Genomic DNA, 26,822 nt, shown 5'->3' on the forward strand with positions numbered 1-26,822 from the left:
GGCACCGCCGATGTGGCGCAGGCCACGACGGCGGCGGATCAGGCCGACAAACCCTGCCACGATCACAGCTCGCACGGCTACATCACCGCCAAGGACGACTACCTCAAGCGGCTGCGCCGGATCGAGGGCCAGAGCCGCGGCCTGCAGCGGATGGTCGAGGAAGAGAAGTACTGCATCGACATCCTCACCCAGGTCTCGGCCATGACCAAGGCCCTGCAGGCGGTCGCCATGGGCCTGCTCGAGGATCACATCAGCCACTGCGTGGTCGACGCGGCCATCGCCGGCGGCCCCGAGGCCGAGGCCAAGATCAAGGAAGCCACCGACGCCATCGCGCGCCTGGTCCGCTCCTGACCGTCAGCAGGCCGCCATGCCGGTTGCCGTCGAGCCGATGGTGAGCGGCATGGCCCAGCGATCCGAACTCGGAATCCGCCCGACCCCCGCCCGCGCGGTGCGCGCGGCCGTCTGCCCGCGCCGCTCGCGGGGGCGATGGGCGATTCCCACGTTCACCGTCCCCGTTCCGCCGCGCAGCTCCAGCTCGGCGTAGAGCAGGCCCTGCGCCCCCTCGGCCAGCGGCGCGATGAGCTCGGTCCCGTCCGGACCGTAGATGCGGGCCCGCCCGGTGGGCCGCTGCCCGCCGTTCTCCCCCGCCCCGACCACCACGCACGGCGCGATCACGTACGCGCCCGCCTCGAGCGCGTACATCCGGCTCACGGTGGGTCCCGAATCCGGTCCCGGCGTATCGCCCGCCATCCCGCCCGGCCAGGCCGCGACGTGGATCTGCTCCCCGTCCGCGCGCAGCGCGCGAGTCAGCAGCGGCCGCTGGTTCTCCTGCCCGGTGAGCGCGCCCAGCGCCCCGAACGGCGTGCGATGCACGGCGGGCAGATTCGGCGCCCCGGAGGCGAACACCTTGCGCTCCACCCCGTTGAGCCCGGCCTTGCGCCGCACCGAGAGCACCTGCCCGGAATCGTCGATCACCGCCTGCGACATATAGATTCGGCGATCCTGGCGTTCCCCGAAACCCAGTACCACGTGGATGCCGTAGCGGCGCGCGGCGGCGGCGACGGTTCGCATTTCGGCGCCGTCGCGCGGCATCGAATTCTCGCGGCAGCGGGCCGAGTATTCGACGTTCCATTGATTGGTTTCCACCCAGCGCCACCAGGGATAGCCGGGAAGAAACGTCTCCGGGAATGCGACCAACTCCGCACCCGAGACGGCCGCGGCGCCGATGAGTTCCACGACCTGCTCGACGCCTTCACGCAGCCGAAGCCATTTCGGCTCGGCCTGGACCGCCGCGACGCGCACCGTTTTTCTCATGGGACAACCCTCATGAGAGGTGATGTTCGCGAATGCCTTCCGATCGCACCATGCCGAAAAGTGCCGTATTCCGGACTCTTCATGCCACCGCGATGTTCATACCAATGAACTGTTCAAAGCAATGTACGGAATGTACCCGGTGTAGTGCCAGTCTCGGTACGGAAGGAACGGTAGAAACTTCGTTCGGTAAGGAATCCCGAAGCACTTGCGACCGCGGACAGCGGAAGCTGTGGCGCACTGCGCAACAACTCGCAGGCCCGTTCGATTCGCATGCGCCGCAACACCGCCCCCGGTCCGCCCTCGAACTCACCGAACACTCGATAGAGCGTACGCCGCGACATTCGGCAACCGGCCGCGATTCGATCAACTCCGAGTTCGGGATCGGTGCAGTTGTCGCGCATGAACACCAGCACGCGTTGACGATTCAGCGCGTCGGCCGAGCGTTCCCGCGCCACCCCGCCGGTGGCCGCGACCACCGCCGCTGCCAGCAGATCCAGCCCGGGCTCGGCGAGCAGCGCCGCTCCTCCGGGATCGGTACCCTGCAATCGCGCGATACCCCGGAAGAATTGCGCCACGATCGCGGGCGCCGAATCTCCCGAAAAAGCCGTAGCCGTAGGAACTTCCGAACCGAGAACGCCGTGCCGCTCGCGCAGCCGGCTCAACGGGACCTGCAGTACCACCTGCTCCCACTCCTGCCCGAATTCCCAGTGGTAGGGCCGGGAGGTGTCGTAGAAGACGATGCCGCCGGGCCCCACTTCGGCGACTCGATCATCCTGATGCAGCCGCGCGGTGCCCGAAAGCGGAATGCTCACCAGCAGGAACTCGTCCTCGGTCCGCGCGATCAACCGGGGCGTACGCCGGATCTGCTGCGGCGTCGACCCGACGACGGTGAGCTCGAGATCCCCGTATCTGCCGTGTTCGATATGACCGCGAAAACTCCCGAAACTCCCGCTGGGCTCGGGCGAAACCGCAAGCGGCACATACGCCGCACTCACCTGCGCTTCCCAGCGCTCGAATGCCTCCACCGCCGGCGATTCCGACCCGGTTCGCACTTCGAACCGATTGATCGCTTCTGACCCTTCCACTCCCCATCCCTCGACAACCATCGACGACCGCCACCCGGCCGAATATCGGGCAGTGTGTCAGATCCGCCCGTGGGCAGCCAGCGACGGCGCAGCCCTACGCCGCGGATTCACAGCTCGTATCGAGTTCCAGATCGGCGTACAGGATGCCTTCTTCGTGCCCTCCCAGCGGGGTCGCCAGTTCCTCCCCGCCCGGCGCGAAGATGCGTGAATGCCCGCCCGGGCCGCGCACCAACTGCTTCGCGGGTTCCGTTCCACCGTGCCGGCTTTCGCTGCCCGCGACGTCCATGATCGAGCACGCCGCGACCACGTTCAGCTGACCCACCACCGCGTACCAGAGCGTCGCCGCGTTGTTCACCCGCACACCCCACTCCACGTCCCGCGCGATGATGAACCCCGGCCACGACACCACGTGCACCTGGGCGCCCGTGCGCTCGAGTTCGCGCCGGGCGGGCAGGTGCAGTTGCTCCGATCCGCCCTGCACCCCGATCCGGCCGATATCGGTCCGGAACACGTAGGGCGCGGTCACCTCACCGCAACGAAAGATCTTGTGCTCCAACGGCGTCAGCTCCGGCTTGCGCCGCACCCCGGCCAGCACGCCGCGATCGTCGATCAGGCACTGGGACATGTACAGCGAGGTGCCGCAGCGTTCGCTGAAACCGAGCAGCACGTGCACGCGATTGCGGCGCGCGGCATCGGCGATGCGGCGGAATTCGGTGCGGCCCACCGTCATCGAGTTCGTGCGGTAGCGCGCGAAGAAGCCCTGCCCCCAGCTCACCGAATCCAGCCACAGCCACCACGGGTAGCCGGGCAGGAAGGTCTCGGGGAAGGCCACCAGCTGCGCGCCGCCCGCCGCCGCGGTCTCGATGAGTTCGATCGCCTGCTGGACGCCCGCCCGCAGGTCCAGCCATCGTGGTTCGGCCTGGACCGCCGCCACCCGCACCTTCGTCCGCACCTGGGCTCCCTTCGACACGCTCGGGAAGATCTGTGCAATCACCCTTCGCCGAACGGCCGCGAGGTGCAGCGACATACCGTGCCGAGCTACCGACCGGACGTGCCTGCGTCCATTTTTGGCGGAATTCGCCTCGATGGGCGGTCCGTGCCGCGCACGAGCGCGGGACCGGCAACACGCAACCCGGTCGTCGGCGGCTCGACGACGACCGGGCGGCGTCTCCTCCTCGCATGACCCGGCCGGTCGGCAACGTCGACGACTGCGCCTGACGTGCAAGCGGCGCTTCGCCCGAGGCACACGATCGGGACGCGAAGACCGGCGGTGCACGGGGTCAGCGATTTGGTTGGAGAAGATCAGCGGTGTGATCCGGATGCCCCCACAAGTATTCACATCGGGCACGATGCTGTGACTGTCCGGCCGTGCCAGATCACTGACCATTCACGTCATCGGGTTTACGGGCGACCCGTGCGCGGAATCCGATACGGCTCAGGCGTACTCGGTCCGGAATTCGCCGGGCGTCATTCCCATCTCACGCCGGAAGGCGCGATAGAACTGCCGCTCGGAGACGAATCCCGAAGCGCGCGCGATGGAAAGCAGCGGCCGCGTCTGGTCGGTCCGGATCAGCGCCAGCGCCCGTTCGATCCGCAGCCGGCGCAGCACCGCCGCGACCCCGTCGTCGCCCTCCTCGAAGAGGCGATAGAGCGTGCGACGCGAGACCGAGCACGCGGCCGCGACATCGTCGACGGTGAGTCCCGGGTCGGCGAAATGCCGCTGGATATAGGACAGCGCGTGCTGCCTGGCCAGGGCCTGACCCGCCTCCTCGTGCGGGGTCTGCCCCGCCGCCAGCTGCACCACCGAGGCCAGCAGCCCGGTCCCGTGCCTGGCCAGCTCGGCGGCCTGTTCCGGCGCTGTCTGCTGCAATTGCGCCAGCCCGCAGAAGAATCGGCCGACGATGCCCGCCGCGCCCTCGGGCGGGAAGCGCACCGCGGTCGGGATGCGGTCGGAGGCGACCCCCGAGGCGCGCACCACCCGCGACAGCGGCACCTGCACCGCCACCAGGCCCCAGTTCTGCTCGAAATGCGCGGTGAAGGGCCGTGAGCTCACGTAGAGCATGAGCCCGCGATTCGCCATCTCCCCCACCCGGCCGTCCTGTTCGAGCCAGCCCCGCCCCTGCGTGGTGATGCTGGCGAACAGGTACGGCTCGTCGGGTTCGTGAATCAGCCGCGGCAGGCGCGAGATGTGCTGGCTCGTCGCGGTCACCGTCGACACATCCATCTCGTCGAACCGCGACTGCACTATGCGAGCCCGGAACTCGCCCGGGCGGACCGGGGTGACGACCAGCGGTACATACGCCTGCGCGACCGCAGCCTCCCACTGCTCGAATGCCTGCTGTTCGGAAACCTCGGGAGTTGATCTGACATCGACCACCGCGGGATCGGAGCCGCCGCTCATGGGGCGATTGTCGCACCATTGGTGTTCCAGAAAGCCGAAATCCCTTCACATCTTCCAACTTTCGGAAGACGCGCCCGAAATAGGTAAGTTGTCCGAAGAAACCGAGACCGGTCGGCGAGTACGAACCGAACCGCACGCCCCGCCGCGAATCCATGCGGCGGAGTTGAGCTTTCACTCGGCAGTGTCCACGCCCGACCGCGACACACTGTCACCGGCGGAGAAAACGAAAACAATTCTCTCGAATTCTCGAACGGCATTCGGCCCTAAGACAATTCACTCCACCCGCCGATCGACGGGGGCGGACGCGAGCGGGGCGGCGATCCGCTCGGATCACCGCCCCGCCCTGTCGTTCTCGCCGCGACTCAGTCGCCGCAGCACCCCTGCCCCGCGCCCGCGGGCCCCGGCACCGAACGCACCTCGCGGGTCTCCGCGTTCCGCGCCGCCAGCTCCGCGTCCGGCGGATAGTCCACCGCGACCAGACTCAACCCGTGCGCGGGCGCGACAGTGACCGCACTGGCCCGCTCGCGTTCGTCCAGCAAACCACCGATCCACTCCGGCGTACGGCGACCCTCGCCGACCGCGAGCACCCCGCCGACCAGACTGCGGACCATCGACCAGCAGAACGCGTCGGCGCTGACGTACGCGGTCAGCAACTCGCCCTCGAGCTCCCAGTCGAAGCGCTGCAGCTCGCGAATGGTGGTCGCGCCCTCGCGCCGCCGGCAGAAGGCCGCGAAATCGTGCAGGCCCAGCAGCTTTCGGGACGCCGCGCGCATGGCCTCGAGATCCACGCCGGGACGGCACGGCACGATATGGCGGGCCTGCAGCGGCTCGGCGCCGAACGGCGCGGTGGTCAGGCGATACGCGTAGTGCCGCCGGATCGCCGAGAACCTGGCGTCGAACTCCGGCGGTACGAGCCGAACGTCCTTGACGCGCACGTCTTTCGGCAGGAAGCGCGCCAGCCGGTGCACCAGCCGCGGACCGTCCACCGCGGTGCGGGTGTCGAAGTGCGCCACCTGCCCCTGCGCGTGCACGCCGGCGTCGGTGCGCCCGGCGACGGTGAGCTGGATCGGCTCGCGCAGCACCTTGCTCAGCGACTCCTCCAGCACGCCCTGCACCGTGCGCAGCCCGGGCTGGCGGGCCCAGCCGGTGAAGTCGGTGCCGTCGTAGCTGATGTCGAGCCGAACCCGCGCGGGGTCCGATTCCGGCGCCGGCGACGCGGCCGCCTGATCGTCCACGGTCACAGCGATCTCCTGGTTAACATGAAAGAAGCCCGCCGACCCGGAGGGGACGGCGGGCTTCCTCATGGAATGAGCGGGAAGACTAGTCTTCCTTCTTCTCCAGGTCAGCGGCCTCGGCGGGAGCCTCGGCAGCAACCTCGGCGGCCTCGTCGGCCTTGGTCTCCGCGGCCGGAGCCTCGGTGGCCTTCTGCGAAGCCGCGACGCGACGGGCACGATCGGCCTCGTTGGTCACGGTCTTCTCGCGAACCAGCTCGATGATCGCCATCGGAGCGTTGTCGCCCTTGCGCGGGATCGTCTTGATGATCCGGGTGTAGCCACCCTCGCGACCCTCGAACGACGGTCCGATGTTCGCGAAAAGCTCGTGCACGACGTCCTTGGAGCGGATCACCTTCATCACCTCGCGACGGTCGGCAAGGGTGCCGGCCTTCGCCTTGGTGACAAGCTTCTCGGCGTAGGGACGCAGCGCCTTGGCCTTGGACTCGGTGGTCGTGATGCGACCGTGCTCGAAGAGCGCCGTGGCCAGGTTGGCGAAGATCGCCTTCTGGTGCGACGCCGACCCGCCGAAGCGGGCACCCTTCTTGGGCTTGGGCATTGGAATCTCCTGTGTCTAAGACCGTCGGGGCGCCCGCCCCGTGACGGCCTAAAGCTGTTCGGTCTCGGCGTAGTCCTGCTCGCCGCTGTCGGTGTCGCTGAACGAACCGCTGTCGCTCCAGGTGCCGCTCGCCGCGTCGTAACCGACGACGGAGGACGGATCGAAGGAGGCCGGGGAGTCCTTGAGGGACAGACCAAGCGAATGCAGCTTGACCTTGACCTCGTCGATGGACTTCTGGCCGAAGTTGCGGATATCCAGCAGATCGGACTCGGTGCGGGCAACCAGCTCGCCGACGGTGTGCACACCCTCGCGCTTGAGGCAGTTGTAGGACCGCACGGTCAGGTCCAGGTCCTCGATCGGCAGACCGAACGAAGCGATGTGATCCGCCTCGGCCGGGCTGGGGCCGATCTCGATGCCCTCGGCCTCGACGTTCAGCTCGCGAGCGAGACCGAACAGTTCGACCAGAGTCTTACCCGCCGACGCCAGCGCATCCCGAGCGGAGATCGAGTTCTTGGTCTCGACATCCAGGATGAGCCGGTCGAAGTCGGTGCGCTGCTCGACACGAGTCGCCTCGACCTTGTAGGTCACCTTGAGAACCGGCGAGTAGATCGAATCCACCGGGATCCGGCCGATTTCCGCACCCGACGCCTTGTTCTGGACGGCAGGAACGTAGCCGCGACCGCGCTCGACGACGAGCTCGATCTCCAGCTTGCCCTTGTCGTTCAGGGTCGCGATGTGCATGTCCGGGTTGTGCACGGTGACACCGGCCGGCGGAACGATGTCCCCACCGGTGACGGCCCCCGGGCCCTGCTTACGGACGTACATGGTGACCGGCTCGTCCTCTTCGGACGACACAACCAGGCCCTTGAGGTTCAGGATGATGTCGGTGACATCTTCCTTCACGCCCGGAACCGTGGTGAACTCGTGCAGCACGCCGTCGATGCGGATGCTCGTGACAGCGGCACCCGGGATGCTCGAGAGCAGCGTGCGGCGCAGCGAGTTGCCGAGGGTGTAACCGAAGCCCGGCTCGAGCGGTTCGATGGTGAACCGCGACCGGTTCTCGGACACAACCTCTTCGGTCAGTGTCGGTCGCTGTGAAATCAGCATGGATTTCTCCTCCTTCGAGCGTCCGCTATTTGACGCTCACGATGGGAACTGTTCCCGCCCCGAACAATTCGAGGCGGCAACCAGCGGCGCGCGTCAGCGCACCTATTACTTCGAGTAGAACTCGACGATCAGCTGTTCCTGCAGCGGAACATCGATCTGCGCACGCTCGGGGAGCTGGTGCACCAGAATGCGAAGACGGCCGGGAACGACCTGGAGCCAGCCCGGAACGGGACGGTCACCAACGGTTTCGCGCGCAACCTGGAAAGGCAGGGTGCCCAGCGACTTCTCCTTGACATCGATGATGTCGTACTGAGAAACCTGGAAGCTGGGGACGTCGACCTTCACGCCGTTGACCACGAGGTGGCCGTGGCTGACGAGCTGACGAGCCTGACGACGGGTACGGGCCAGACCGGCGCGGTACACGACGTTGTCCAGACGGGTCTCGAGCAGACGCAGCAGGTTGTCGCCGGTCTTGCCCTTCTGGCGGTTCGCCTCTTCGTAGTAGCGGCGGAACTGCTTCTCCATGACGCCGTACGAGAAGCGAGCCTTCTGCTTCTCCTGCAGCTGCATGAGGTACTCGGATTCCTTGATCCGCGCGCGGCCGTGCTGGCCCGGCGGGTAAGGACGACGCTCGAACGCCTGGTCGCCTCCAACGAGGTCAACACGAAGACGACGCGACTTGCGGGTGATGGGGCCTGTGTAACGAGCCATGATTCTCTACCTTTTCCTTCCCGCTTAGACGCGACGCCGCTTGGGCGGACGGCAGCCGTTGTGCGGCTGCGGGGTGACATCGGAGATCGTGCCGACCTCGAGGCCGGCGGCCTGGAGGGAACGGATCGCGGTCTCGCGGCCCGAACCCGGGCCCTTCACGAACACGTCGACCTTCTTGACACCGTGCTCCTGCGCCTTGCGGGCAGCGTTCTCGGCGGCAAGCTGCGCGGCGAACGGGGTCGACTTACGCGAACCCTTGAAGCCGACGTGGCCCGAGGACGCCCACGAGATGACGTTGCCGGACGGGTCGGTGATCGACACGATGGTGTTGTTGAACGTGCTCTTGATGTGCGCGTGGCCGTGCGGGACGTTCTTCTTATCCCGGCGACGCGACTTCTGAGTCTTCTTCGGGCCCGAGGCCCGGCTCTTCGGAGGCATGCGCTATCCCTACTTCTTCTTGCCGGCGACGGTCTTCTTCGGACCCTTGCGCGTGCGGGCGTTGGTCTTGGTCCGCTGGCCGCGCACGGGGAGGCCACGACGGTGGCGCAGACCCTGGTAGCAGCCGATCTCGATCTTGCGACGGATGTCGGCCTGAACCTCGCGGCGCAGGTCGCCTTCCACCTTCATCGCCGAGCGCTCGATGTAGTCACGAAGAGTCGTGACCTGCTCATCGGTGAGGTCCTTGGAACGGATGTCACCGCTGACGCCGGTGGCCTCCAGGATCTCCTTCGCGCGGGTCCGGCCGATGCCGAAGATGTAGGTCAGCGCGATCTCCATGCGCTTTTCGCGCGGGAGATCGACGCCCATCAGACGTGCCATGTGGCATTTCCTTAATGGTTGCGGAGGTCTGCTCCCTGACCGTCCCCTCGTGTGGGGCCCCGGCCTCCGTACCGGGGGAAGGCCGCCATCCGCCCACTTGCTGGGCTCGACAACGGCGACTGGCGCTGGGAGTTACTTCTGTGTGTCTGCCAATCCGAATCGCGTTCGGTGCTTGGCTGGTGAACGACCGGAGTTTCCTCCGGCGATCCGGCTAGGCCGAGATCAGCCCTGACGCTGCTTGTGGCGCAGGTTCTCGCAGATCACCATGACCCGACCGTGACGGCGGATCACCTTGCACTTCTCGCAGATCGGCTTGACGCTGGGGTTGACCTTCACGTCAGTTCCAATCTGGTTCCGTGTGCCCACTGGCCGTGAACACAGTTTTTCCCCGGCCGGAAATGGCCGGGGAAGACCGGGGCTCAGGGCCCCGGAAACTCGGTTGTCCCCCTGCGGGGACTCACTTGTAGCGGTAGACGATGCGACCGCGGGTCAAGTCGTACGGCGAAAGCTCCACGACGACGCGATCCTCGGGCAGAATACGGATGTAGTGCTGCCGCATCTTGCCGCTGATGTGCGCGAGAACCTTGTGACCGTTCTCCAGCTCAATCCGGAACATCGCATTGGGCAGCGGCTCGATAACCCGGCCCTCGACCTCGATGGCCCCTTCTTTTTTCGCCATATCCTCCGCGATCCCGGTTGGGCTGAACCTGGTTGGTTGCAGCTCATTACGGCTCCACCCGGCACGCATGCGGGAACATCGCTGTCCTGCACGAGAGCCGAGGCGGTGCGATACTTCGCTGGAGGTAAGTATGCGGACATGCCACAACCAGCGTGTAGATGCACCGCCGACTAACTTTACCCGGTCGCGTAGATCCGGCCAAACCAGGGTCGTCCGGGGTGTGCGGGAACACTCGCCGCACCCACCCAAGGAGTGCGAGGTTCCAGCGGCCTGAGCACGCCGGCCGGGGCGATCGCTAAACTACGGCCTGTCCTTGCAAGATCGTCCAGCACATCGGGGGTTGATGTGAGCCGCAACAACGACGGTCTCCCCATGCTTCCGCCATGGCTCTCCGAGAGCGACGTCTCCGAATCCGGCTACGAAGCGCCCGTCGAGAACCTCCCCCAGGACGACTTCATCCCCGAGGAGAAGGCCTCGCGCCGCCTCTTCGGCCGCCGCAAACCCCGCAAGGACACCGACGCCGCGCCCCAGCCGGACTCCCCGCCCGCCGCGCCCGCCCGCCGTCCGCAGCAGCCGCCCGCGGCCGCCGCTCCCGGCCCGGGCCCCGGCGTAAGCTCTCCCCTCGAGTTCACCCCCGACCCGCCGCGCCCCGCGACCCCGCCGCCGACCGGCCAGGGCCCGAACGCCGGCGGCCCGAGCCGGACGGCCTCGTCCGGCACCGGCCGGTCCCCCGAGTTCCAGCAGTCACCGGCCCCCCGGACGAACGGCCTCCCAGCCGGCGAGGTCCCCCGGCACCCGGGCGCCGACGGCCGCCCGCAACACCCCATCGATCCGCGCACCCCGGCGAACGGCCACCGCCCGCCAGGCGGCGGCGAGCACGGGAACGGCCCCGAACTCGACCACCCCGGCGACGCTCACCCGCAGCCCCAGGGTCCGTCCGCGAACGGCCGCCCCCGCCCCCAGATCCCCCCACAGCCCGCCCCCGGTGACGCGCACGGCGCCCAGCGCCATCCCCAGCCGCAGGGCCCGAGCGCCCGCGATCAATCACCCGCGCCGGCCGACGCGACGACCCGATTCCCCACCACCCCACCGCAATCCACCGGCCCGCACCCGGACCTCCCGCCGCCCCCGCCCGGCCCCCACACCGCACCCCCGGCCCCCACCCGGAACCAGGTCGCTCCCCCACGCCTGCCCCCACTAGACGCGCCGTCCCCCGGCCCCCTGGATTTCCCCGCCACGCCCCCTGTGCGCCCCGAGAACACGACGGGCCCGGCCCCCGGCCCCTTCGACGTCCCCCCTCCGGCCCGCCCGCCGCTGCCCGAGTCCCCCACACACGGCGGTGCACCTCAGGGTTCCGCCCGCCCCCCGCTGCCGGAAGCCCCGTCCCATACGCCGGATTCTTCTGCGGAACAGCCGAACTCGACCGTCCCGCCGTCGCAGCGCCCTTTGCTCCCCGAGAGCCCCGCACGCCCACCCCTCCCGGACGCACCGAACCAGGCAGCATCCGCACCAAGCTCGGCCGACCCCTCGGCACAGCGGCCCCCGCTCCCCGAGAGCCCTGCACGTCCGTCCCTCCCGGACGCGCCGACCGTCCCTCCACAGTCCGGCCGCCCACCCCTGCCCCCGGCTCCCGATGCCGCACGCCCCGCGCCGCCGGGCCTGCCACCGCTCCCCGACGCGCCTCCCACCTCCGCAACGGCCTCGAAACCCCCTGCGCCGAGCGATGATTCGCGCCCACCCCTGCCGCCGGCCCCGGAGGCGCGCCAGGGCGTCCCGCCGCTCCCCCCGGCACCGGACGCCCCTACCCGTTCGACCAGCCCTCTCACCGGCTCGACACCCGCGGCCCCGGGCCTCCCGCCGCTGCCCCCGGCACCGGACCTTCCGGCGCCCGGCGCGAGCGCCGCATCGCCCGGACGTCCGCCCCTGCCCCCGGCACCGACAACCCCGGCCGTGGAGACGAATCGACCGGCACCTGAACCGAATTCCATTCCTCCGGTGCCCCCGGCTCCGGCAGGTCAGGGCTACACGGAAGAGCGCACCCCGGATTCCGCCGCGGGCGATTCGCCTGCCGACTCCGGCGCAACGGTCCCGCCCGCGGCCGAGGTCACGGGTGACGCCGAGTCCGCGGCAGAAGGTGCAGCGGCCGAATCATCCGGTGCGGCACAACTTCCCGGAGTCGACAGCTCGGCCGCCGCGGTTGCACAACTTCCCGGCCGGCCCGCGACGGCAGCGGATTCGACCGCGGCTTCCGTTCACGACGTGTCGGCCGACCCGTCCGACGCGACCCGGCACCACGACGCGGTATCGGGCACCTCCGAGTCACCCGACGCCGGAACGCCGGGCCACACCGACTCGTCGACCGCGGCCGGTGCTCCCGGCACCGCGGTAGGCCAGTCTCCGCTCGATCCGCTTGCGGCCGACGACGCATCGGGATCATCAGGGGATTCGGGCCGGGCCCCTGAGTCGGATCTTCCAGCCGACGCCTCCGAGACCTCGCGGCCGGCGTCCGCCACCGCCGGGTCGCCCGAGGCCGGGCGTGTGGCGGCGGAGAACTGGGCCACCGGCGGGAACGCGTCGACCAGCACCGGCAGGCATCGGGCCGTGCACGGGCCGGGGGGTGCGGAGTCGCACCGGGCGCCGGGGCGGGACGATTCGTGGTCCGAGTCCGGCGACGGGACGCAGGGCGGGAACGGGGCTTGGGCGAATCCCGCAGGGGGTTCCGCGGGACAGGTGAGCTCGCCTGCCGCGCAGCAATCTTCCGTTATGCCGGGACAGCAGTCGTCGGCCGATGGCCAGGGTGGATTCCCCGGTGCACCGCAACAGGGGCCGACGGGTGGTGCGCCTTATGGCCCGCACGGCGGATTCCCGGGTGGGGCCTACAGCCCCGACGGCGGCCAGTGGGGCGAAATCCCCGGGCAGGCACCGGGTCCCGACGGCGGGCCGCAGGGCGGCGCTTCGGGCGCACCGTACGGTCCGCAGGGCGGATTCCCGGGTGCGCCGCAGCAGCCTTGGCCCGGCGACCCCGCGACGGGGTACGGGCCGGCGGCGACCGGAGGACCGGGCCAGGGCCCGGGTTTCGGTGGCCCGCAGCAGGGTTCGTGGCAGCAGCCCCACGGCGCGCCGCAGCAGGGCTGGGCGCAGCAGGGCGGCGCGCCCGCTCCGCACGGCGGTCCGTCGACCGGCGGGTGGGCGCAGGGTCCGAATCCAGCCGCGCAGCAGATGCCTCCCACCGGCGAACAGGGCGGCGCGTACGGTCCGGTGCCCGGCGACGGTCAGCAGGGGCAGCACCAGATGCCGGCCACCGGCGGGCAGGGTGCGCCCCAGCATCAGGGCTGGGCGCAGCCCAACGGCCCGGTGACCGGAGCCGCGCCACAGCAGCCGGGACCCGATTCGGCACAGGCCAATTGGGGCGTTCCGGGCCAGCAGGCGGCACAGGACGCATCCGGCGCGCCGGTGGGCTACGGGCCGGGCCCGTCGGCCGATCCGGCCACCGGGCAGACAGCCGGCGCCGGACAGCCCCAGCAGTACGGTGACCCCGCGCAGGCGGGCCAGGGCCCGAACGGGCAGCCGTCCTACGGACCGGGTGCCCCCGCCCGTCCGGAAGGCGCGCAGCAGTTCGCGCCGCAGCAGTACGGCCCCGGGCCGGATGCCGCCGGACCACAGGCGAATTCGCCGCAGCACGGTTACCTGGGCCCCGGCGGGCCCGCCGGGTTCGGCCCGGGAACTTCCGGAGCACGCGGCCCCGGGCAGGGCCCGCGATACGCCACGCCCGGCGCGCCCGTGCAGTACGGCGGCGCCCAGCCACCGTCGCTGGACGATGTCCCGCTGCGGCGCGCCAAGAAGGCCCCCGGCTCGGGCTGGCGCAAGGCCGTGCACCATGTTTCGGGCGGCGCCATCAACCCGGGCATGTCCGCGGAGGAGCGCCGACTGCAGGAACTGGTCGCCAGGATCAGGCAGCCCGTGCGCGGCGACTACCGGATCGCGGTGCTCTCGCTCAAGGGCGGCGTCGGCAAGACGACCACGACCATGGGCCTGGGTTCGATCTTCTCCTCGATCCGCGGCGACCGGGTCATCGCGGTCGACGCGAACCCGGACTTCGGCACCCTCTCGCAGCGGGTGGCGCTGCAGACCCGTTCGACGGTGCGGGATCTGCTCCTGGACCCCTCGATCACGCGCTACTCCGACGTGCGCAGGCATACCTCGCAGGCGTCCAGCCGCCTGGAAGTGCTTGCCAGCGAGCGTGATCCGGCGGCCTCGGAAGCGTTCAGCGAGGACGAGTACCGTTCGGTGGCCCGCATCCTGCAGCGCTTCTACAACATCATCCTGACCGATTGCGGTACGGGACTGATGCATTCGGCCATGGCCGGCGTACTGGACCTGGCGCACTCACTGGTCCTGATCTCGTCCTCGGCGATCGACGGTGCCCGCAGCGCCGCCGCCACCTTGGACTGGCTGTCCCTGCACGGCCACGACCACCTGGTCCGCAACGCCGTGGTGGTGATCAACCTCCCGCGCCCCGGCTCCAAAACCGTTGGCATCAACCAGCTTCGGGACTACTTCCTGTCCCGCTGCCGCGCGGTCCACATCATCCCCTACGACGGCCACCTGTCCGAAGGCGCGGAGATCGACCTGACCCGCCTGGGCAAGGAGACCAAGCGCGCCTACGTCGAGCTCGCCGCGACCGTGGCCGACGACTTCGCGACGGACCACCGCAGACACGGCTGACCGTTCGGCTCCCGGGCCCAACACCCGGGAGCCGAACGAGCAGCGCGGTGAATCGTCCCGCCGGATCCCACCCTCGAGGTTCCGACGGGACCGTCAGGGGCCTTTACCAGGCGGGCAGCCGGCGTCTGCCGGCGAGCACGTCGCGCACGAGATCGTCGTAAGCATCAGACAATTCGGCCAAATGGTGCCAGGCACCATGCAGCATCTCGTCGTTGGCGTCGAGCGTCATCAGCGCGTGGTGCGCGCGGATCGACGCCTCGGCCAAGCGATCGATGACCGATCCGACCGTTTCGGTGTGCAGGGTCGCCCCGAGCCGGTGCTGGGGTACCGAGCGCACGATCCAGTCGTCGATGGCCATGACCAATTCGACACGCCGACGCTTGTTTTCGACTATCGCGGCCGGATCCATCTCCTGACCGACGCCGCCGCGACCGACGATGCGCCGCTCGTGCAGCACCGCGAGGTCATGGGCGAACCACAGCAGTGGCCCGCCGATGACGCGGTGACCGCGGCAGGCGCGCAAAAGTAGGTCGGAGGTCGGCAATAGCCCGGAGGTCAAGCCCTGCGTATCGACGACGTCCGCGTACTGCTCGCACACGTCGGGCAGCGCCACAACTACCGTATTTGATGTCTCCGAACCTGCCACGTTGCCTCGCGTTCATGAACGTACAACACGCATCCAGGACGTTCATTACAATAAACCTCCGAATGTCCCTGTCAAGCCTTACACGGCGATTCGGCACCCGGAGTAGACTTCGGGTCCTTGAAGCAACAACCGAGGAGCGAGATGGCGGACGGTCCGAGATACCAACGGATCGCAGACCTCCTCCGCGAGGAGATCCGTGCCGGTAAGTGGAAGCCGGGCGATCGACTTCCGAGCCACAACGAGCTGGCCGACCAGATGCAGGTTTCGATCACAACCGCTCGCAACGCGATTCAACTCCTGGTCGCCGAGAACTTGGTTTACACAGCAACTTCCAGAGGCACGATCGTCCGCAGCCAAGAGGTGCTCGAATCGGTTGTCACCAACCATGTTCGACCCGACCGGCCGCGGGCCGCACACGATATCTTCGTAGAGATCGCCCGGGCAGCCGGGCGCGAACCATCCAAACAGTTCACTGCCAGAATGGAACCGGCCAGTCCGGAGGTTGCCCACTGGCTCGGCGTGGAAAGGGATGCCTGGGTCGTGTCACGCACCGTCATGCAGTACCTGGACAATGAGCCGTGGTCCTGGGAGGTCAGCTTCTATCCGCGCGACCTCGCCGAGGCCACCGGCATCGATGTACCGCACGACATCCCCGAGGGCACCACGCGACGGCTGTCCGAGCGCGGGTACGCCGAGACCGCGCACCGCGACACCGTCGTGGCGCGCCCGGCGACCGCGGAGGAGGCGGCCGTGCTCGGCGTCGGCCCCGGCACGATCCTGCTGGACCATCTGCGCATCGGGGCGAACCACGAACGCATCACCCGCGTGACCCGTCATCGCTCCACGGCGGCCCGCAATCGCCTCGCCTACGAGCTGGGCGACGCCGAGGGCACCGACGTCATACGCAAGACCCTGGGCGCCCCGCCGCCTCCCGCCAATTCCCACTCCTTCGAGAGTTCGCTGCTACCCGGCTCCTCATGACCCCACTGATCCGCCCGGCCCGCCTCTCCGATATCGGGACCATCACCCGGTTCCGCCTGCAACGTACGTCCTGGCTGGCCGCTCGCGGCAGTGACCAGTGGACCCGTGCGGGCCGAGGCCTGCCCATAGAGACCTTCGTCCGCTCGGTGGCCCGCGCCGTCGGCAACGGTGAGACCTGGATGGCCGAGATCGACGGCGAGGTGGCCGGCACGATCACGGTCAACGACCGCGCCGACGAAGGTCTCTGGTCCCCCGGCGAACTGGCCGACGCCGTGATCGTCCACTACATGATCGTCGACCTCCGGTTCGCGGGCCATCGCATAGGCCACGCGCTGCTGGAGCACGCCGCGATGATCGCCGCCCGCACCCACCGCGACTGGGTCCGCCTGGACGCCTGGACCACGAACACGGCCCTGCACGACTATTACGTCCGCGCGGGCTTCCGCCAGGCCCGTTTCGCCGGCCCCGAGGCGACCGGCCCGTCCGGCGCCCTGTTCGAACGCCCGACGTCGAGCTGGGTGTCGACCCGCAGACTGACCCCCCTCCCGATCTCCGCGACGGTGCAGCAACAGCTGCACGCGGGGTGAGAGGAACCCCGGCGCCCGAAAAGCCCTACCTTCCAGGCGAATTGGCGATCTGCACGGCTTCCCGGCCGCCGGTGTGCGAGACCAGCACGCCGCGGCCGGGATGCAGCGCCGTGGGAACGGCCTCGTCGCCGATCCCCGGCAGCAACAGTGTCGACACGTCCGCCTCGTTCAAGGCCCCGATGGCGCAGTGCTCCAAGCCGCGGGGTGTGCCGAGCGTTCGGTAGGCCATGACGACGTGCAGGCCGATATCCCGGCTTCGCGCGAGACATCGCACCAGTGGAGTCAGCGCATCATCGGACCCACCGCGGCGCACGAGCTCGTAATCGTCGACAACGACGTAGATCTCGGGACCGGTCCGGCCCCGGTGTCCCCCACCGGCATCCGATGCGGCACCCCGCGCGGAAAGGTATTCGGCCACCTGCCGAATCAGCGCTGTACCGGACTGCTCCGAGGTCGCGTACCCGGCAAGGTGCCCACCCTCCAGTACACCCAGCAATGTCCGGCGATAGTCGATCACGACGACCCGCGCCTCGTCCGGCCGCGTGGTCTCCGCGATACCGCGAACGAGAGTGCGCAGCAACGTGGTCTTACCGGCCCCCGGTTCACCGAACGCCACGAGATGCGGGGTCGCACCGAAATCCACCACGACCGGCGGTGGGTCCGATGCACGCACCCCCACGACGATCCTCGTCGCACTCTGCTCGATACCGAGCGCCCGCGCGGCCTCGGACACCGCACTCCAGGAGACATCGCGCGGAAGCTCCGGTTCCACCGCCGACCGCACGGAGCCCAGCCACGGCGGGCGGGGACCGGGGGTGTCCCGGCTAGGCACCAGAACACCCTCGGCCGATGCCGGCGATCGAGCGTGACACCCCGATCGCATCCGGGCCGACACCGTGAACACCTGCACGGAGCAGGCGGGCGGGCCTGCGCCGGGTCGGATGATCAACGCCTACAGCCCCGGGAGCTCGGCGATTTGCACCATCTCCTGGCCGCGGGAGCGGGACACCAGGATCCCGCGGCCCGGGGGGAGCTTCGAGGGGCGGACGTCGCCTATCAGCTTGCCCTCGTCGCGGGGGCCGCTCATGAGCAGCGCGTCTACCGACATGTTCTTCATCGCGCCGAGGACGCCGTCGTAGAGGGCGCGGGACACGCCGCCCATCCGGCGGGTGATGATCACGTGCATGCCGATGTCGCGAGCCTGGGGCAGGTACTCGACAAGGGGGGCAAGGGGATTGGTCAGGCCGCCGGTCGCCACCATGTCGTAGTCGTCGATGATGATGTAGATCTCCGGACCGCTCCACCAGCTGCGCTCGCGCAGCTGCTGCGGCGTGATGTCCGAGCCGGGAATCCGCTTGGAGAGGTAGTTCACCACCTCCTGGATCATCGGCCCGGACGTCTGCGACGAGGTCGAATACCCGGCCAGCTGATCGCCTTCCAGCGCACCGAGCAGCGTGCGGCGGTAGTCGATCAGGATGACCCGGGCCTGCGTGGCGTCGGAACTCTCCGCGATGCCGTGAATGATGTTGCGCAGCAGCGTGGTCTTGCCGGACTCCACGTCGGCGAAGGCCATGAGGTGCGGGTCGGCGCCGAAATCCAGGACCAGCGGGGCCAATTCGGCCTCGCCGAGCCCGACCACGATCTTGGTCGGCCCCTGCTGCACGCGGTGCGCCCGCGCGATCTCGAGCACCTGCTCGCGGTGGATGTTCTGCGGCAGCATGCGCACATCCGGCGCCCGCCGATCGCCGTACATCGCCTGCATCTGTGCCTTGGCCGCGGCCACGCCCTCACCGAGGTTCTGCGCGTTGGTGTCGGAGTCCAAGCGCGGCAACGCGATCAGCATGTGCAGCTGGTCCGCGGTCAGACCGCGACCCGGCCGGTTCAGCGGCACGTTCACCGCGATGCGCCGGCCCATCTCCGAATCCGACGGATCACCCAGGCGCAGCTCGATACGGGTACCGATCTGATCCTTGATGGCGGGCCGGATCTCGGCCCACCGGGAGGTGCCGAGGATGACGTGGATGCCGTACGACAGACCCTGCGCGCCGAGCTGGGTCACCGCGGATTCGAGGGTGTCGAACTCCTCGCGCAGCACCGCCCAGCCGTCGACGACCAGGAACACGTCGCCGTACTTGTCCGAGAGCAGCGGATCATCGTGTGCCCCCTGCGCCAGCGCCGCGTGCTTGCGCCGCCGGTACTCGGCCATGGACTCGATGCCCAGCTGCGCGAACCGCTCCTCGCGCTGGTGCAGCAGCGTGCTGAGTTCGGCGATGGTGCGCCGCACCCGATCCACATCCAGCTTGTTGGCGACCGAACCCACGTGCGGCAGTCCGGACAGACCCGCCATGCTGCCGCCACCGAAGTCGAGGCAGTAGAACTGCACCTGCTCGGGGGTGTGCGTGGCCGCGGCCGCCATGATGATGGTGCGCAGCGTGGTGGACTTACCCGCCTGCGGACCACCGACGACGGCGATATTGCCCTGTGCGCCCGCGAGATTGATCTGCAGCACATCGCGCCGCTGCTCGTACGGCTTGTCGATGATGCCGATGGGCATCCACAGCTGTCCGTGCCGGTTGACCGGCGAGCGCCAATCCGGGTCGGGCAGCAGCATGTCCACGGTCGGCGATTCCTCGAGCGGCGGCAACCACACCTCGTGGGCGGGCCGCCCGTGCCCGGTGAGCCGCTTGACGACCACCTGCAGCAGGCTGTCCGGTATACCCTCGTCCGCCGCGGGCGGCGGGGGCAGCAGATCCAGCGGGTCCAGGCTCGGTTCGGGCGCGGGCAGCGCCAGCTGCTCCACCGGCCCGGCGATGAACTCACGCGGCGGCGCTTCGGCCACGGCGGTGCCGTCGGCCTGCCGCACCGCGCGCGGCGCGACGTAGGGCCCGGACACGTAGGTGGCGTTGAACCGCAACGGATCCGAGGCGTCGCTCTTGAGATAGCCCGCACCCGGCACACCCGGCAGGTGGTACGCGTCGGTGATACCGAGCACCGCGCGGGATTCGTTGGCGGAGAACGTCCGCAGGCCGATGCGATAGGACAGATGCGCGTCCAGCCCGCGCATCTTGTTCTCCTCCAGGCGCTGCGAGGCCAGCAGCAGATGCACGTGCAGCGACCGCCCGAGGCGGCCGATCATGACGAACAGATCCGCGAAATCCGGCTTCTGCGAGAGCAGTTCGGAGAACTCGTCGATGACCACGAACAGCGCGGGCAGCGGATCCAGCGGGACGCCGGCCGCGCGCGCCTTCTCGTAGTCGGTGACGTTCGCGAAATTGCCCGCGGTGCGCAGCAATTCCTGCCGCCGGTTCATCTCACCGGCGAGCGCGTCGCGCATACGGTCGACGAGGTCGAGTTCTTCCTCGAGGTTGGTGATGACCGCCGCGACGTGCGGCAGCGGGTCCAGACCGAGGAAGGTCGCACCACCCTTGAAGTCGACGAGCACGAGGTTCAGCTGATCCGGCGAGTGCGTAGCCACCATGGAAAGCACCAGGGTGCGCAGGAATTCGGATTTACCCGAACCGGTCGCGCCGATGCACAGCCCGTGCGGGCCCATACCGTTCTCGGCCGATTCCTTGATGTCGATCTCGACGGGGGTGCCGTCGGGCGTGGTGCCGATCGGCACCCGCAGCCGCTCGCGCCCCGCACGCGGCCGCCACACCTTGGAGGCGTCGATCTGCGCCGCGTCCGGAATCTTCAGCAGCGCCATGAGTCCCGGATCGGCGGCGCCGGTGCTGTCACCCAGGCTCACGATCTGCGCTGCGGTGGCGATGCGGAAGCGCGCCAGACTGCGCGAGAACGCCTCGGTCTGCGCCCGCGTGACGATGTCCGCGGTGGCGAATTTCTCGGTGCCGGAAGCACTCTTGGCGAACACGTCGCCGTCGGCGGCGACCAGCTGCAGCCCGCGCCGCGCCGCCAGGCTGTTGTCGACGGCGCTGAGGTCGATGACCGTCACCGCGTCCAGCCCGGATTCGCTGATGAGCCGCTCGGTTCCGTTCACGTACCCGTCGTCGATGACCACGACCAGGTGCAGGCGTCCCGCGGTGGGCTGCGGGTTGCGCATGAACCGCCCGCGTTCGAGGAGATCCTCCGCGAGCGCGGTCTCCAGCTCCCCGAGCGAGCGATAGATCATGCGGGCCGCGCCCATACCGTCGCGGTGGGTCGAATGCTGAATGTGCGGCAGCCATTTCGCCCAGGACCAGGCCGGGTCGTCGGGTTCGGCGCAGACGATGGCGACCGCGACGTGGTCGGGTCCGTGGAACGCGGTCAGCTCCATGATCATCGACGCCACCAGCGCCCGCGAATCCTCCACGGGGCCTTCGACATTGATCGCCGGGAACGCGCGCAGCGACACCGCGGTCGGCAGGTGGTGCACCACCGAGTGGGTGCGCACGAACCGGCGCAGCGCCACCGTCGAGACGGGTTCGAGGTCCTCGAGCGGCCCGGTCTCGGGCCGCGCGAGTTTGGCCGCGAGCCGGTGGGTTCCGATGCCGACGCGCACGTGCCCGAAGTCCGGATCGTTGGGCCTGCGCTCCCACATGCGCCGGGTGCCGATCACCGAGGGCAGATCCGCCGGTTCCGGGTGACTCCAGACCAGCGTCTCGAGCTGTTTCTGCGCGGTGCGCCGCACCTCGCGCCGGGTCTGGTCCAGGTAGCGGAAGTAGTCCTTGCGATCCTCGTTGAGCTCGGCCGAGCCCTTGTTGTTGCCGCGCTGGCCCATGAACATGCCGGCCATGGACATGACCATCATGAGCGGGAACATCATCATGAACGGGTTGGTCAGGATCGACCGGCCCATCATCGCCATCATGGCGATCATGCCGATCATCGCGATGATCATGATCACCGGCATGAGCTTCTGGATCAGTGGTGCGGGCACCGCGCGCGGAATCTCCGGCGGCGCGGTGAGCGCGAGTTCACCGCCGGGTGCGCGGGGCGGGGCGATACGTGGCCTGCGTACGAATCCTTCGGTAGCCATGGATGTTTCTCCGGTCCTTGCTAATCGAGGTCGGGCAGCTCGTCGTCGCGGTGCGCGCGGCGGAACGGAATCGAGATCGCGAGACCGATTCCCAGCGCGGCGAGGCAGACGATGGACCCGATGACGGCCACGAGACGGGGGAACCGCGCGGGCCCCTCCGGCGTCTGCGGCTCCGGAAAGATGAAGGCCTGATCGGCGCCCGTACTCACGTGCTGTGCGGGCAGTTTCGCGGTCAGCGCGGCGAGGGGATCGATGAGCCCGTAGCCCATGCGATCGTCCCGGCCGGTGCCGGGACCGTGCGCGGTGCGGGTGATGCGATCCATGACCTGCTGCGCGGAGTACTCGGGATGCTGCTCGCGAATGAGCGCGGCGAGCCCGGCCACGTAGGGCGCGGCGAAGCTGGTGCCATTGATCGGCACGAACCCGCCCTTGTCCCCGGGCAATCCGTTGATCAGCCCCGTGCCACCCGGCTTGTTGTCGAGCGAGACGATGTTGGTGCCGACGGCGGCGACCCCGACCCACGGCCCGTACAGGCTGAAGCTCGACGGCCCGCCGGTGTCCTGCACCGATCCGACGCTGAGCACGTACGGGGTGAACCAGGCCGGGGTGGCCACGGTGCTCACCTGCCCCCAGCCGCCGTTGGCCGGATTCTGTGTGCCGCACCCCTTGTTGGAGGTGTTGCCCGCCGCCACCACCACGACCACGTTGCGTTCGTAGGCATAGCGCACGGCCGCGCCGAGCGAGCCATCCGCGCTGTCGCCGGACGCCGCCGAACAGGCGACCTCGGAGATGTTGATGACGGTCGCGCCCATGTCCACCGCGCGCACCACGGCCGCGGCCATGGTCAGGGTGCTGCCGTACCCGCTGTCGGTGATGCTGCCCGGTGCGGCGTCGCCCTTCTTGTCCTTCTCCCGATACGCGATGCTGTACTGGCGAATCGAGAGGATCTCGGCGTCCGGCGCGACGCCGACGAAACCGTCGTCGGCGCTGGGCCTGGCGGCGATGATCCCGGCTACCAGCGTCCCGTGCCCGTCGCAGTCCCAGGTGCCGTCGGAGTCGTCGGCGACGTAGTCACCGCCGGCCTGCAGCGCGGGCAGGCGCGGATGCCGGTTCACCCCGGAGTCGATGACCGCGACCTTCTGGCCCTTGCCGGTGGCGAACTTCCAGGCGGCGGGCAGGTTGAGCACCTTCTGCGAGACCGGTTCGTCGCGCGGAACGATGCCGTCCGGCTTGACCTTTCGGCCGTCGCTGGTGTCCACCGCGGTGCCGACCGTGCCCTCGATGCAGATGCCGTGCTTCTCGGTGGTGACCAGCGGAGCGGGCTTGCCGCTCAAGCCCTGTGCCTCGCCGAGCAACCCGAGATCGGCAACCGGCGGCGAGACCGTCGCGAGCGGGCGCGCACCGGCCCCGGCCGCCGGCCCCATCAGGGCGGCGCCGAGAACGGCTGTGGCGCAGGCCACCCGGGCCCAGTTCGTGAAGCGGCCGCTCATATGTTCCGCGCCATCGAGTAGACGCCCGTGAGCCAGAGCACCAGCGGGATGATCGATACGATCAGGCCGTATTCGAAGATCTCGTTGAAGCGCCGCTGCACCGGGGTCACCTCGATGTGCGGGCCGATGACCCCGAACCCGATGGCGCACACCGCGAAGATGAGCAGCAATCCGGCCGAGAGCAACAGCTTGTGATTGTCGCTGAGCGCCAGCAGCACCAGCAGTCCCGCGAAGGTGCTCATGCCGCCGACGATGAGCACGCAGGCCTGGGTGAGGTCGGCGAAGGACCGCCCCCGCAGGCACAGGATGATGGCGACCACGACGGCCAGCGTGATGCCCTGCCAGCGCGGGGATCCCAGCGGATCCGCCGCCAGCAACGCTCCGGCGACCGCGCCGAGCGTGCTGCCGATCACCATGCCGGTCTGGAACATATTGGCCGTGCGCGCGCGAATGCCGAGCCCGTGCGCCGAGGGCAGCACGGTCGCGCCGATGGCGCCGATGCCCTCGATGGTCGGCCGCGGTTCGTGGTCGGCCGGGTCGATGGCGGCGCCCGCGGTGGGCACCGGCGGCACCGGCAGCCGGGCCAGGGTGGCGGCCAGGCGCGGCACGGACGACAGCACGATCAGCGCGACGACCAGTGCGCCGCCGCCGAGTTGGGACATGCCGACGTCCCAGATCATGCGGACAGCCGCGGCGCCGCCGATCAGGATCGACAGGGTCACACCCGCCGCGACGACGGCCGCGCCCACGCGGATCAGCCGGTATCCGACGATCGCCATGAGCAGCGTGGCCGTGGCCCCGAGCAGGGCGTTCGGACTGCCCAGGTCGCCGGGCACCATGAGTGCGCCGCCGCCGAAGGTGAGCAGCAGCATGAGCAGTGTCAGGACCGTGGCGGTGAGCTCGTCCTGATATTTGCGCTCGGTGATGACCGCGGCCACCAGCGCCGCGATGGCCCCGCCCATGAACATGGCCGCGGCCACGAACGCGTCACCCGCGCCGCGCGCGAAAGCGCCCAGTACCAGCGCGAACAGTGTCGCGAAGACCGCGGCCGCCAGACCGGTCCAGCGTGCAGAGCTCGCCGACCAGCCGCGGAATTCCTCTGCGGTGAGCCGGGATACGGCGTCGATCACATCGTCGAAGAGCGCGGGCGCTTCCTTCGCGGCGACCGCGCGCAGCACCAGCAGCTCACCGTCGAAGATCTCGGCGTCGTTGAGCGTCTGACTCGGCGAGATCATGTCGCGGCCCAGTTTGGCCAGCGTCCAGTGCTGCGGCTGAAGTGGTGTTCCCCCGTCTTCGCTACCCAGTGGCTCCGGGTTGCGGGATTCGATCAATTTTACGAGATCGTCGATGAATGCTGCGATTGGCGTGTTTGCCGGCAGCCCGACGTCGAGCTGGGTATTCCCCCCGATGACGGACACTCGGCACAATTCGGGTTCGGCGGCTCCCAGGCCGCCGAGCGAAGGTGCTGTTGTCACTTGCTGAACTGCCCCTAACGTCTCCACAGTTGCCCACCCCGGGCGGATAACCATAATGTATCCGACTGTCCGCAACTGTGCGAAGAGCACGTGTGGCTGGGGATTGTGAACGAAAGCCTAACCAGGTTCAACGAATTCGGGGTTCGAGCAGCATGATCGACACTCGCCAGGCCCAGCGCGCCTTCGATGCCGGAGTGCTGTCTCTGGGGCTGAGCATCGACGGACAGGAATCGAATCGGGACCTCGAGTACGCGAAGCTGGCCTTCCAGCGCGCGACCGAGTGGGATCCCACCATGTGCGACGCCTGGCTCGGCCGGGCAGTCGCCGGTGAGGTGACCAAGGACGTTCTGTACAACCTGTACAAGACCAGCTCCGAGACCCTGTCGCGGGAACAGCGCCGCCTCGGCCTGCAGCCGCGGGTCATGGCCGGGCGCTTCCTGCCCGGGCTGTACATCGACTACCCCCTCGCCAGCTACACCGAGATCCACCTGGCCTATGCCGCGCATCTGATCGCGGACAAGCAGTTCGACGAGGCCGAGCGCGTGCTCGACGAGCTCGAGGAGTACCGGCGCGGGCGCACCTCGGATCCGGACTTCGCGGTCGATGGGCGAATCACCAGCTACATTCGCGGCATCCTGCACTACAACACCCAGCGCTGGCCCGATGTCATGACCATTCTGGCCGGTTCGGCCGAGTGGGAGGATCCGTACCTGGCGGCCGGCGCCCACGTGATGGTCGGCACAGCCTGCGCGCAGCTCGGCCTGTTCGCCGAGGCCATCCGGCGCATGGAAAAGGCCGAGGCGGGCCCGATTCCGGCCGCGCGCACCGCGGCCATGTTCTGCCGAGGCCTGAGCCTGCGCGAATCCGGCAACGCCGACGAGGCGCAGTCGCTGTTCGAGAAGGTCTACTCCCAGGCCCCGGATTTCGAGGCCAACGCCGCGGCGATGCGCGACCGCACCTACCGCATCACCATCACCTCCCAGGAGGTGATCGACGCCCGCACCGACAAGTGGGATCCGGCGTCGGCGCCCTCGCTCGCGGAGAAGCAGCAGGCCGAGCACGAGGATCGCGCCAAGCGGGTGCTCGCCGAGGCGCGGGCCGAACTCGACAAGCAGATCGGTCTCACCGCGGTGAAAACCCAGGTGGCCAAGCTGCAGTCGAGTGCGCAGCTGGCCAAGATCCGCGCCGAGAAGGGCCTGTCGAGCTCCGCGCGCGGCCAGCACCTGGCCTTCACCGGCCCGCCCGGAACCGGTAAGACCACCATCGCCCGCGTGGTCGCCAAGATCTACTGCGGACTGGGAATCCTCAAGACCGACAAGGTGATCGAGTCCAAGCGCTCGGACTTCGTCGGCCAGCACCTGGGTTCGACGGCGATCAAGACCGAGAAGCTGATCGACTCGGCCATGGACGGCGTGCTGTTCATCGACGAGGCGTACACCCTGATCCAGCAGGGTCTGTCCGGCGGTGACGCGTTCGGCCGCGAGGCGGTGGACACGCTGCTGGCGCGCATGGAGAACGACCGCGACCGCCTGGTCGTGATCATCGCCGGATACGACGGCGAGATCGACCGCTTCCTGGCCGCGAACGACGGTCTGTCCTCGCGCTTCTCCAAGCGCCTGCAGTTCCCGTCCTACTCCGCCGAGGAACTCGGCGACATCGGCCGGGTCATCTCGAACAAGCGCGATTCCGAGCTCTCGGACGAGGCACTGGAACAGCTGGTGCAGACCTGCCGCCGGCTGTACGAGCTGGAGAGCACCGATCAGAGCGGGCAGCCCCGCCGGGGCGTCGACGTGGCCGGCAACGGCCGGTTCATTCGAAACCTCATCGAGGCGGCCGAGGAAGAGCGCGAATTCCGGCTGGCCAACGACGAATCCATCGATCTGAGCGCGGTCGACGAGGCGGTGCTCATGCGAATCGAAGCACCGGATATGAAGGCTGCGTTGGCCACCATGCTCACCTCGCTCGGCTTGGCCTCGGCAGTAGGTTAGAGCTAGGGG

At 68.9% G+C, this 26,822-nt stretch carries 23 protein-coding genes; 5 read left to right on the plus strand and 18 right to left on the minus strand.

From position 1 onward, the window contains the following. Positions 1 to 12: 12 nt before the first annotated feature. A complete protein-coding gene (locus ACWDOP_RS04350) occupies positions 13 to 351 on the plus strand; it encodes a metal-sensitive transcriptional regulator (protein WP_456344051.1) in 339 nt (112 codons plus the stop codon). Between the two features lie 3 nt (positions 352 to 354). Here ACWDOP_RS04350 and ACWDOP_RS04355 read toward each other — a convergent pair whose 3' ends face one another. The 13 genes from ACWDOP_RS04355 to ACWDOP_RS04415 all read right to left on the minus strand — a co-directional run bounded on the left by ACWDOP_RS04355 (position 355) and on the right by ACWDOP_RS04415 (position 10,990). Further along, a complete protein-coding gene (locus ACWDOP_RS04355) occupies positions 355 to 1,314 on the minus strand; it encodes a nitrilase-related carbon-nitrogen hydrolase (RefSeq protein ID WP_456343887.1) in 960 nt (319 codons plus the stop codon). A gap of 113 nt (positions 1,315 to 1,427) precedes the next feature. After that, entirely contained in the window at positions 1,428 to 2,309 is an 882-nt protein-coding gene (locus ACWDOP_RS04360) for an AraC-like ligand-binding domain-containing protein (RefSeq protein ID WP_456343888.1), read from the minus strand. Between the two features lie 184 nt (positions 2,310 to 2,493). Beyond that, on the minus strand, positions 2,494 to 3,369 hold the full coding sequence (locus ACWDOP_RS04365; protein ID WP_454202339.1) for a nitrilase-related carbon-nitrogen hydrolase: 876 nt from the start codon (positions 3,367 to 3,369) through the stop codon (positions 2,494 to 2,496). A gap of 465 nt (positions 3,370 to 3,834) precedes the next feature. Continuing rightward, the gene (locus ACWDOP_RS04370; RefSeq protein WP_456343889.1) at positions 3,835 to 4,800 is read right to left on the minus strand and encodes a helix-turn-helix domain-containing protein; all 966 of its coding nucleotides are present in this window, start codon (positions 4,798 to 4,800) and stop codon (positions 3,835 to 3,837) included. A gap of 362 nt (positions 4,801 to 5,162) precedes the next feature. Next, positions 5,163 to 6,104 carry a tRNA pseudouridine(38-40) synthase TruA gene (gene truA / locus ACWDOP_RS04375; RefSeq protein ID WP_456343890.1) on the minus strand — a complete coding sequence of 314 codons (942 nt, stop codon included), beginning with the start codon at positions 6,102 to 6,104 and terminating at the stop codon, positions 5,163 to 5,165. 16 nt (positions 6,105 to 6,120) lie between these two features. After that, positions 6,121 to 6,630, minus strand: a complete 510-nt coding sequence (gene rplQ, locus ACWDOP_RS04380; RefSeq protein WP_456343891.1) for a 50S ribosomal protein L17 — start codon at positions 6,628 to 6,630, stop codon at positions 6,121 to 6,123. Between the two features lie 48 nt (positions 6,631 to 6,678). After that, positions 6,679 to 7,737 (minus strand): DNA-directed RNA polymerase subunit alpha, encoded by a 1,059-nt coding sequence (locus tag ACWDOP_RS04385; protein WP_354986070.1) that lies wholly within the window; start codon positions 7,735 to 7,737, stop codon positions 6,679 to 6,681. Between the two features lie 105 nt (positions 7,738 to 7,842). Next, positions 7,843 to 8,448, minus strand: a complete 606-nt coding sequence (rpsD, locus tag ACWDOP_RS04390) for a 30S ribosomal protein S4 (protein ID WP_375963197.1) — start codon at positions 8,446 to 8,448, stop codon at positions 7,843 to 7,845. Between the two features lie 24 nt (positions 8,449 to 8,472). After that, complete coding sequence (rpsK, locus tag ACWDOP_RS04395) at positions 8,473 to 8,886, minus strand: 30S ribosomal protein S11 (RefSeq protein WP_454202335.1); 414 nt, start codon at positions 8,884 to 8,886, stop codon at positions 8,473 to 8,475. 9 nt (positions 8,887 to 8,895) lie between these two features. Beyond that, positions 8,896 to 9,267 (minus strand): 30S ribosomal protein S13, encoded by a 372-nt coding sequence (gene rpsM / locus ACWDOP_RS04400; RefSeq protein ID WP_454202334.1) that lies wholly within the window; start codon positions 9,265 to 9,267, stop codon positions 8,896 to 8,898. 222 nt (positions 9,268 to 9,489) lie between these two features. Then, positions 9,490 to 9,603 carry a 50S ribosomal protein L36 gene (gene rpmJ, locus ACWDOP_RS04405; RefSeq protein ID WP_067561702.1) on the minus strand — a complete coding sequence of 38 codons (114 nt, stop codon included), beginning with the start codon at positions 9,601 to 9,603 and terminating at the stop codon, positions 9,490 to 9,492. Between the two features lie 121 nt (positions 9,604 to 9,724). Further along, the gene (infA, locus tag ACWDOP_RS04410; RefSeq protein WP_040804562.1) at positions 9,725 to 9,946 is read right to left on the minus strand and encodes a translation initiation factor IF-1; all 222 of its coding nucleotides are present in this window, start codon (positions 9,944 to 9,946) and stop codon (positions 9,725 to 9,727) included. Between the two features lie 744 nt (positions 9,947 to 10,690). Continuing rightward, positions 10,691 to 10,990 carry a hypothetical protein gene (locus ACWDOP_RS04415; RefSeq protein ID WP_456343892.1) on the minus strand — a complete coding sequence of 100 codons (300 nt, stop codon included), beginning with the start codon at positions 10,988 to 10,990 and terminating at the stop codon, positions 10,691 to 10,693. A 2,247-nt stretch (positions 10,991 to 13,237) separates the two neighbouring features. On the opposite strand from ACWDOP_RS04415, the gene ACWDOP_RS04420 reads away from it, so the two are divergent. Further along, positions 13,238 to 14,671: a nucleotide-binding protein gene (locus ACWDOP_RS04420; RefSeq protein ID WP_456344052.1), complete on the plus strand. Its 1,434-nt coding sequence runs from the start codon at positions 13,238 to 13,240 to the stop codon at positions 14,669 to 14,671. A 103-nt stretch (positions 14,672 to 14,774) separates the two neighbouring features. Here the strand turns inward: ACWDOP_RS04420 and ACWDOP_RS04425 are convergent, their stop codons facing one another. Beyond that, positions 14,775 to 15,284: a DUF4254 domain-containing protein gene (locus tag ACWDOP_RS04425; RefSeq protein WP_454202332.1), complete on the minus strand. Its 510-nt coding sequence runs from the start codon at positions 15,282 to 15,284 to the stop codon at positions 14,775 to 14,777. A gap of 174 nt (positions 15,285 to 15,458) precedes the next feature. On the opposite strand from ACWDOP_RS04425, the gene ACWDOP_RS04430 reads away from it, so the two are divergent. Further along, complete coding sequence (locus ACWDOP_RS04430; RefSeq protein WP_456343893.1) at positions 15,459 to 16,298, plus strand: GntR family transcriptional regulator; 840 nt, start codon at positions 15,459 to 15,461, stop codon at positions 16,296 to 16,298. Then, positions 16,295 to 16,885, plus strand: a complete 591-nt coding sequence (locus ACWDOP_RS04435; RefSeq protein WP_454202330.1) for a GNAT family N-acetyltransferase — start codon at positions 16,295 to 16,297, stop codon at positions 16,883 to 16,885. Before ACWDOP_RS04430 ends, ACWDOP_RS04435 begins: the two co-directional genes overlap by 4 nt. A gap of 25 nt (positions 16,886 to 16,910) precedes the next feature. On the opposite strand, the gene ACWDOP_RS04440 is transcribed toward ACWDOP_RS04435, so the two are convergent. The 4 genes from ACWDOP_RS04440 to eccD form a co-directional block, all read right to left on the minus strand. Continuing rightward, on the minus strand, positions 16,911 to 17,717 hold the full coding sequence (locus ACWDOP_RS04440; protein WP_456343894.1) for an FtsK/SpoIIIE domain-containing protein: 807 nt from the start codon (positions 17,715 to 17,717) through the stop codon (positions 16,911 to 16,913). Between the two features lie 120 nt (positions 17,718 to 17,837). Further along, positions 17,838 to 21,860 (minus strand): type VII secretion protein EccCa, encoded by a 4,023-nt coding sequence (gene eccCa / locus ACWDOP_RS04445; RefSeq protein ID WP_456343895.1) that lies wholly within the window; start codon positions 21,858 to 21,860, stop codon positions 17,838 to 17,840. 20 nt (positions 21,861 to 21,880) lie between these two features. Next, positions 21,881 to 23,350 (minus strand): type VII secretion-associated serine protease mycosin, encoded by a 1,470-nt coding sequence (mycP, locus tag ACWDOP_RS04450; protein WP_456343896.1) that lies wholly within the window; start codon positions 23,348 to 23,350, stop codon positions 21,881 to 21,883. Further along, a complete protein-coding gene (gene eccD, locus ACWDOP_RS04455) occupies positions 23,347 to 24,879 on the minus strand; it encodes a type VII secretion integral membrane protein EccD (protein ID WP_456343897.1) in 1,533 nt (510 codons plus the stop codon). Before eccD ends, mycP begins: the two co-directional genes overlap by 4 nt. A gap of 98 nt (positions 24,880 to 24,977) precedes the next feature. On the opposite strand from eccD, the gene eccA reads away from it, so the two are divergent. Then, positions 24,978 to 26,813, plus strand: coding sequence for a type VII secretion AAA-ATPase EccA (gene eccA, locus ACWDOP_RS04460; RefSeq protein WP_456343898.1), 1,836 nt, complete (start codon positions 24,978 to 24,980; stop codon positions 26,811 to 26,813). The last annotated feature ends 9 nt before the right edge of the window (positions 26,814 to 26,822 follow it).

This window comes from Nocardia sp. NPDC003693, from assembly GCF_053981095.1.